The organism is Mycolicibacterium sp. XJ1819 (genome assembly GCF_053483675.1).
In genome coordinates this window covers 1-1,523 of record NZ_JBEFST010000041.1, presented here as the reverse complement: position 1 = coordinate 1,523, position 1,523 = coordinate 1, and the positions used below count along the sequence as shown (strand labels likewise).

Annotated in this window: 2 protein-coding genes; both read left to right on the top strand. The window is 67.6% G+C overall.

Annotated elements, in window-relative coordinates:
- A partial coding sequence (locus ABQE89_RS26210; protein ID WP_448422145.1) for a hypothetical protein occupies positions 1-188 on the top strand: 188 nt, incomplete at its 5' end.
- A 72-nt stretch (positions 189-260) separates the two neighbouring features.
- The gene (locus ABQE89_RS26205; RefSeq protein WP_448422143.1) at positions 261-1,505 is read left to right on the top strand and encodes an IS110 family RNA-guided transposase; all 1,245 of its coding nucleotides are present in this window, start codon (positions 261-263) and stop codon (positions 1,503-1,505) included.
- The last annotated feature ends 18 nt before the right edge of the window (positions 1,506-1,523 follow it).

Below are 1,523 nucleotides of genomic sequence, written 5' to 3'. Positions count from 1 at the left end.
GCTCACTGGTGCACCATCCTTGTGTCGGTGATCTTGGATGGATTGCCGATGCACCCTGGGTGCCGCTGGTCTACCGCCCTGCTCGCTCGACACTGTTGATGTCCAGCATGAGTTCTGCGGAGATCAGCGGTTACCCGGAGCACGCCGACCGTCGACAGGGCTATGCGCCGTTGAGCGCCGCTCAGTGAGCGAACCGGCAGCCGTGCCCCGGTACCACCAAAGGGTGCCTCCCCACTGGGACAAGCAGCGAGGAGGCTGTCATGAAGTCTGCCCGAAATACCCTGCCACCGAAACCCGACAACGGACTCACCGCTGGAATCGACTGGGCCCGCGACGACCATGCGATCTCGATCGTCGACGCCGACGGTCGAGAAATCACGCGCCGCACGATCACCCACGACGCGGCCGGCCTGCGTGAACTGCTCACAACGCTGTCCACCGCCGGTGCCAACGAGGTCGCCATCGAGCGTCCCGACGGCCCGGTCGTAGACACCCTGCTCGAAGCCGGGATCACGGTCGTGGTGATCAGCCCCAACCAGGTCAAGAACCTGCGCGGACGCTACGGCTCGGCCGGCAACAAAGACGACCGCTTCGACGCTTTCGTGCTCGCCGACACCCTGCGCACCGACCGCGCCCGACTGCACCCGCTGCTGCCCGATGCCCCGGCCACCGTGGCCTTGCGTCAGACATGTCGGGCCCGCAAGAACCTCGTCGCCCACCGTGTCGCGGTCGCCAACCAACTGCGCGCTCATCTGATGATCGTGTTCCCCGGCGCGGTCGGGCTCTTCGCCGACATCGACTCGCCAATCAGCATGGCGTTCCTGACCCGCTTCGACTGCCAGGACCGCGCCGACTGGCTCTCGGTCACCCGGATGGCCAACTGGCTGGCCAGCGTCGGCTACAGCGGACGCACCCACCCCCGCGAGTTGCACCGCCGCCTCACCAGCGCACCTCGCGGCGCGACCGGGATCGACGGCGCCACCATCACCGGCACCTACGTGCGGACCCTGGCCACCGTGACCGCGCAAATCAAGATTCTTGATGACAGCATCGCCACCCAACTCGCCGCCCACAGCGACGCGCAGATCTTCACCAGCCTGCCCCGCTCCGGAACCAACCGCGCCGCCCGCCTGCTCGCCGAAATCGGGGACTGCCGCGGACGGTTCCCCACCCCAGAATCGCTGGCGTGTCTGGCCGGAGTGGCCCCCTCCACCCGCCAATCCGGCAAAGTCAAACACGTCGGATTCCGTTGGGCCGCAGACAAACAACTCCGCGACGCGGTCTGCGACTTCGCCGGCGACAGCCGCCGAGCCAACCCCTGGGCCGCCGACCTCTACGACCGGGCCCGAGCCCGCGGCCACGACCACCCGCACGCCGTGCGCATCCTCGCCCGCGCCTGGCTGCACATCATCTGGCGCTGCTGGCACGACAACACCACCTACGACCCCACCCAACACCGAGCCCTCCAAAGACTCCTCAACCAGGACCAACCCGCAACGGCTTGACACAGGGCAACTCATGCG

Excerpts from the sequence above, each read along its gene's own strand:
- ABQE89_RS26205 (WP_448422143.1), top strand. The coding sequence starts at position 261 with ATGAAGTCTGCCCGAAATACCCTGCCACCGAAACCCGACAACGGACTC.